This is a genomic window from Sporosarcina sp. P16b (genome assembly GCF_002743065.1).
Taxonomy (GTDB): Bacteria; Bacillota; Bacilli; order Bacillales_A; family Planococcaceae; genus Sporosarcina.
The window spans coordinates 1-5,673 of sequence record NZ_PDYO01000033.1 but is presented as its reverse complement, the minus strand read 5'-3'; the positions used below and the strand labels follow the sequence as shown (position 1 = coordinate 5,673).

Sequence of the window (5,673 nt, the reverse complement as noted above, 5' to 3'; positions counted from 1 at the left end):
AAAGCAGAAGAAGAAAATATTTCATATTCTGATGTGCTCGTTGAGGATTTCTCTTCTATTACAGGTAAGGGTATTAAAGGGATTGTAAACGGAATGACTTATTACATCGGTAGCCCGAAACTCTTTAAAGAACTATTGACAACTGATTTCGATAAAGACTTTGAGCAAAATGTGACGGCTCTTCAAAATCAAGGTAAAACAGCCATGATTATTGGAACCGAAAAAGAAATACTCGGAGTTATTGCGGTTGCTGATGAAGTCCGTGAATCAAGTAAGGAAATTATTCAAAAGTTACATCAACTTGGAATTAAAAAAACAATTATGCTTACAGGTGATAACCAAGGTACTGCGAATGCAATAGGTAGTCATGTTGGGGTATCTGATATCCGAGCCGATTTGATGCCTCAGGACAAGTTGGACTATATAAAACAATTAAGGTCCGAGTACGGAAACGTAGCCATGGTTGGTGATGGTGTCAATGATGCTCCCGCATTAGCAGCTTCTACAGTTGGAATCGCAATGGGTGGAGCAGGTACAGATACAGCACTTGAAACGGCAGACGTTGCCCTAATGGGAGACGATTTAAGAAAACTTCCATTCACTGTGAAACTTAGTCGAAAAGCACTGAATATCATCAAAGCTAACATTACTTTTGCAATTGCTATTAAATTTATTGCCTTACTATTGGTTATCCCAGGCTGGTTAACACTCTGGATTGCCATCCTTTCCGATATGGGCGCAACCCTCCTAGTAGCGCTAAATGGTTTGCGACTAATGAGAGTGAAAGAATAAAGGGAAAAGGGCTTTCCATACAGATTGGAAAGCCCCTTTCTAAAAAAATGAATTTCATTAATAGTCTAACTTCTAGACTTCTAGCCTAATTAAAAATAGAAAGATTGGGTATAAGTAAAACATCAGTTTTTATATTACATATTGGTATAGATATGTAGAAAAAACGATTTTATCCTTAATTAAATGATTTTTTCATTTTTTATAAGATCGAGGGAGGAAACTAAAATGACGGTTGAAGTAAAAAAGGATATAGATTTGTTAGTTATAGGTGCAGGATCAGGGGGTTATGTAGCTGCCATACGTGCTGCCCAGTTAGGGAAAAAAGTGGTTTTGGTGGATAAAGCAGAATTAGGAGGGGTTTGCCTTAACCGTGGGTGTATACCTTCAAAGGCTCTTATTAGTGCTTCTGAACGAGTGAAACACATAGAACATGCCAACACAATGGGAATAAAGGTTTCTGGTGAAGTTGAAGTGGATATGCCGGAAGTAGTGAAGTGGAAGGACGGTATAGTGAATAAATTGACAAATGGGGTTCGGACCTTGCTGAAAGGAAATGGTGTGGAGGTCATAAGCGGAGAAGCTTATCTCACTGAATCCCATACCGTAAAAATCAGAATGGGTATCGAAGAACAAGTGTATTCATACAAAGATTTAATCCTTGCGATAGGGTCTTTGCCCTTCGAACTAAAAAGTATGCCATTTGATAAAAAAAGAATCATCTCTTCAACGGAGGCATTAATGCTACAAGAAGTACCGAAGCATTTAGTTGTAGTTGGTGGTGGTTATATCGGTTTGGAGTTGGGTACTGCTTACGCTAAATTCGGGTCTAAAGTAACAATTCTTGAGGGATCAGATACAATTCTTTCGGGTACGGACCCTATGCTTATAAATGTAGTAAAACGTCATTTAAAGAACCTTGGAATCACAGTTATAACGAATGCTTTAGTCCAAGGAGGAGAAAATACAGGTGATGAAGTGAACGTTCATGTTCAGGTGAATGGAAAGGAAGAGATTATTAAAGGTGATTATTGCTTAGTTTCTATAGGAAGAAAGCCGAACACAGGAAAAGTCGGCTTGGAAAATATCGGAGTAAAGTTAGACCAACGCGGATTTATTAAGATAAATGACAAATGTCAAACAAATGTTGAACACGTTTATGCCATTGGGGACTGTGCTGGTGGATACCTCCTTGCCCATAAAGCCAGTTACGAAGGAAAGATAGCGGCAGAAGTAATTAGCGGGCTTAAAAGTGTGATTGATTTTCAAGCCATGCCTTTTGTTATTTTCAGTGATCCTGAAGTAGCTTATACGGGGTTAACAGAGAAGGAAGCTAAGGAAAAGGGATACGAAACAGTTTCCAGCCGTTTTCCATTCCAAGCCAACGGCAGAGCTTTGTCTGTTTCCGATGCTGATGGGTTTGTGAAGGTTGTGGCCGAAAAAAATACGAAAAGGGTCTTAGGCGTTCAAATGGTAGGACCAGAAGTATCTTCGCTCATTGCTGAAGCTGTCTTTGCTATCGAAGTAGGGGCAACAACAGAAGATCTTAGCCTTACGATACATGCTCATCCAACTTTACCAGAGACGTTAATGGAAGCAGCTGAAGGAGTTATGGGACATGCCATTCACATGTTGAATAAAAAGCAATAATGTGAATGCAGGCGGACCTGTACTTATGAAAAGTGCAGGTTGAATTTTTAACTTAATGGAGTGGGAATCAATGGACATATTGTTCTACGTCTTAACTGCGGCTTTCGCTAATGTCTTGGGTGGCCTTGTGATCTTTCTTAAAAAAAAATGGTCCAGAAGAGGCTTAAACGGCTTAATGGCTCTGAGCGCCGGAATACTTTTCACAGTTGCTATTATGGATTTAATACCAGAAGCATTAAAAATTCATGAATCCAGTGCCGTATATATTGTTATTGGATTTGTATTGATCTTTTTGTTCCAACAATTTCTTGCACCCCATTTTCATTTCGGAGAAGAGACCCATAAACATTCTCATTCTCAAAGCACGACCCTTGGCGCTTTAGTGGGCATGTTGGTTCACACGTTTTTTGATGGGGTTTCTATCGTAGTCAGTTTCAAAATAGATGAAAAAATAGGATTTGTTGTATTGATTGCTGTGTTACTACATAAAATCCCGGATGGTTTGACAATTTCTTCAATTGTATTTGCAAGTTTGAAAAGCAAGAAGAAGGCAATTGGGGCATCTTTCTTATTAGGGATATCAACGATATTGGGTGCAATTGCCGCCTTGTTTTTAGCACATTTCTTCACGTTAGATAGCAGTATCCTTGCTATAGCTCTTTCCATTACATCAGGCATATTTCTATACATAGCTACGGTTGATTTGTTACCTGTTGTAAGTGCCACTGAAGATAGACCCATTATTCTCTTCTTTTTTGTAGGAATTTTACTGTATTTTGCTCTTCACTTGATATTGGACCAGTTACTTTTTCATATACACTAATCAAAGGCAATATTTTGTTCAATATTAAAAATGATATTATATATGTTGTACTAAAGAATGTGACACTTAGTTGATTGGATTGGAGAGCGGCGACTCCGATAGGATTAGCGGGAGGCCACTGAAAAAGTGACTTTTTTCAAGAAAATAAAAATGCAATCCCATGTTTTGTACAGTTTTATCGTTGTTTGTGGGGATTACATGCCACTTTATTAATAAAAGCATTAACAAAGTGGTGGATTTATTTTCTGAATTTTGGTTTTTCAGTGACCTCACTAGCGGAACAAGTGAGACCCCGCAGGGAGCGAAGTGCACTGCCCCACGGAAAGCGTCCGCTCGGAACGGACATCAACGGGGTTATAGGAAATTCATAAGTTCAATCTATATAGGGAATTTGTTTTAGATTTAATATATTCGGTAACCAATTAATAATATTCAAACGTATGTACTAATATTTTAATGAAATCCTAGTGGAGTTGATAAAAATGGCTTTAATCGTTATATCTGCAATTGGGGCATTTATAGTAACCAATATTAAATCATCATAAGAAATAATAAATGAAGGGATGCATGTTTAATGGATAAAAAAAAGAAAGATGATTATATCCCTGCACTAAAATACCATTGGATGACTCGATTTTATGATCCGTTAATTCAATGGGGAATGCAAGAAAAAAAGTTTAAAACGCATTTGGTTAAGCAAGCAAACCTCCAACCGAAGGAAACGATAATGGATTTAGCTTGCGGTACAGGTACGCTGGCACTTTTAATACAGCAATCACAACCTGGTGTACAAGTAATTGGGGTTGATGCTGATCCTGAAATATTATCAATTGCTAAGGAGAAAATTAAAGAAACTCTAGCTAATAATATCACCTTCGAGGAAGGATTTTCTGATAAACTTCCCTTTTCCAATAATAAATTTCATCACATATTTACAAGTTTATTTATTCATCATTTAACTCTGGAAATGAAAAAGAAAACATTTGAAGAAATTTATCGGACGCTCAAAACTGGTGGCCAATTCCATATTATTGATTTTGAAAAACCACAAAATTGGTTAATGCGTGTTGCATTTTTTCCCATTCAATTTTTAGATGGGTTTGAAACAACTTCAAATCACGTTAAAGGGATTATCCCTAGCCTATTAAAAGAAACTGGATTTGTTTTAATTGAAGAAACTGGACAATTTTCAACTATCACGGGCACACTAAGGTCATATAAAGCTTTTAAGCCATAAGCTGTTTGATATAATTCGAACAAGTTAGAGCATTGGATTCGTCTAGAATATTAAAATCACGCCTGCCAACAATTTTTTTAATATATCTATATAAGAGTGTAATTTAAGGTTTTTTTAATATGAAGAAAAACCTTTATCCCAAAAAAAATTGGAGATGGAAAAATGATTGCAACGATACTTACAGCTGCTGCAGTATATGTAGCAACAGGAATTGATTATCTCGTTATATTAATTCTTTTGTTTTCGCAAATAAAAAAAGGACAGGAAAAACATATTTGGATAGGAAAGTATGTTGGAACGGTAATTGTTTTGGGAGCAAGTCTTTTAGTTGCTCTAGGAGTTTCGAACTTAGTTCCCCAACAATGGGTTATAGGACTACTTGGACTTTTACCACTTTACTTAGGTATTAAAATATGGATTAAAGGAGAAGAGGATGAAGATGAAGGCGAAATTTTGTCCATATTTTCCTCAGGTAGGTTTAATCAGTTATGGATGTCAGTCATATTTATCGTATTTGCTTCCAGTGCGGATGACTTTTCCATTTATGTACCGTATTTCACAACGTTAAATGCGACTGAAATCCTTGTTTCTATTATTGTCATTTTAATTATGATTGGCGTTTTACTCTATGTCGGCTATCGTTTAGCCCACATGAATTTTATAGCGGAAAAAATTGAAAAATATGAACGTTGGATTGTACCAATTATATTCATTGGGTTAGGAGTTTATATAATGTTTGAAAATGGTACATTCAATGCTTTAGTTTCATTTCTTCTTTGAATTGACAAATCCAATTATAAAAGAGACCTTTTTATGGTTGTTGAAGTTGTTGGTGCATTGCCAAGTTTTAAAGTTTATCTACAGCGTTAGTATCTAGAGACATGGCTCTTCCAGCAACTATGAATTATTGGAGCATTGTTCTATCCATCATATTCATATATGTATTCACATTTCTAATAAATTTAAGCTTAAAGCGAAAAGTTAAAAAGATCGATATGATAGGGTCTTTGAAAAGCGTTGAATAACTAAAAACGTAGGTTAAAGAAAACAAAACGTATACCGTGTTGAAGGATGAATTTGACATAAAAACCCTTATGACAGTAGCTATTATAGGTGGAGCCATTATCGGTGAATGGGGTGAAGTTGCTCTTGTTGTCATTCTCTTTGCTCTCAG

General features: G+C 36.4%; 5 protein-coding genes. All 5 read left to right on the top strand.

From position 1 onward, the window contains the following. A partial coding sequence (locus CSV77_RS16530) for an HAD-IC family P-type ATPase (protein WP_144034693.1) occupies positions 1 to 792 on the top strand: 792 nt, incomplete at its 5' end. Positions 793 to 1,017: 225 nt separating this feature from the next. Continuing rightward, entirely contained in the window at positions 1,018 to 2,439 is a 1,422-nt protein-coding gene (lpdA, locus tag CSV77_RS16525) for a dihydrolipoyl dehydrogenase (protein ID WP_099674247.1), read from the top strand. A 70-nt stretch (positions 2,440 to 2,509) separates the two neighbouring features. Further along, positions 2,510 to 3,262 (top strand): ZIP family metal transporter, encoded by a 753-nt coding sequence (locus CSV77_RS16520; protein ID WP_099674246.1) that lies wholly within the window; start codon positions 2,510 to 2,512, stop codon positions 3,260 to 3,262. 574 nt (positions 3,263 to 3,836) lie between these two features. Beyond that, a complete protein-coding gene (locus CSV77_RS16515) occupies positions 3,837 to 4,499 on the top strand; it encodes a class I SAM-dependent methyltransferase (protein ID WP_099674245.1) in 663 nt (220 codons plus the stop codon). A 162-nt stretch (positions 4,500 to 4,661) separates the two neighbouring features. Beyond that, a complete protein-coding gene (locus CSV77_RS16510; protein WP_099674244.1) occupies positions 4,662 to 5,279 on the top strand; it encodes a CadD family cadmium resistance transporter in 618 nt (205 codons plus the stop codon). Positions 5,280 to 5,673: the final 394 nt, after the last annotated feature.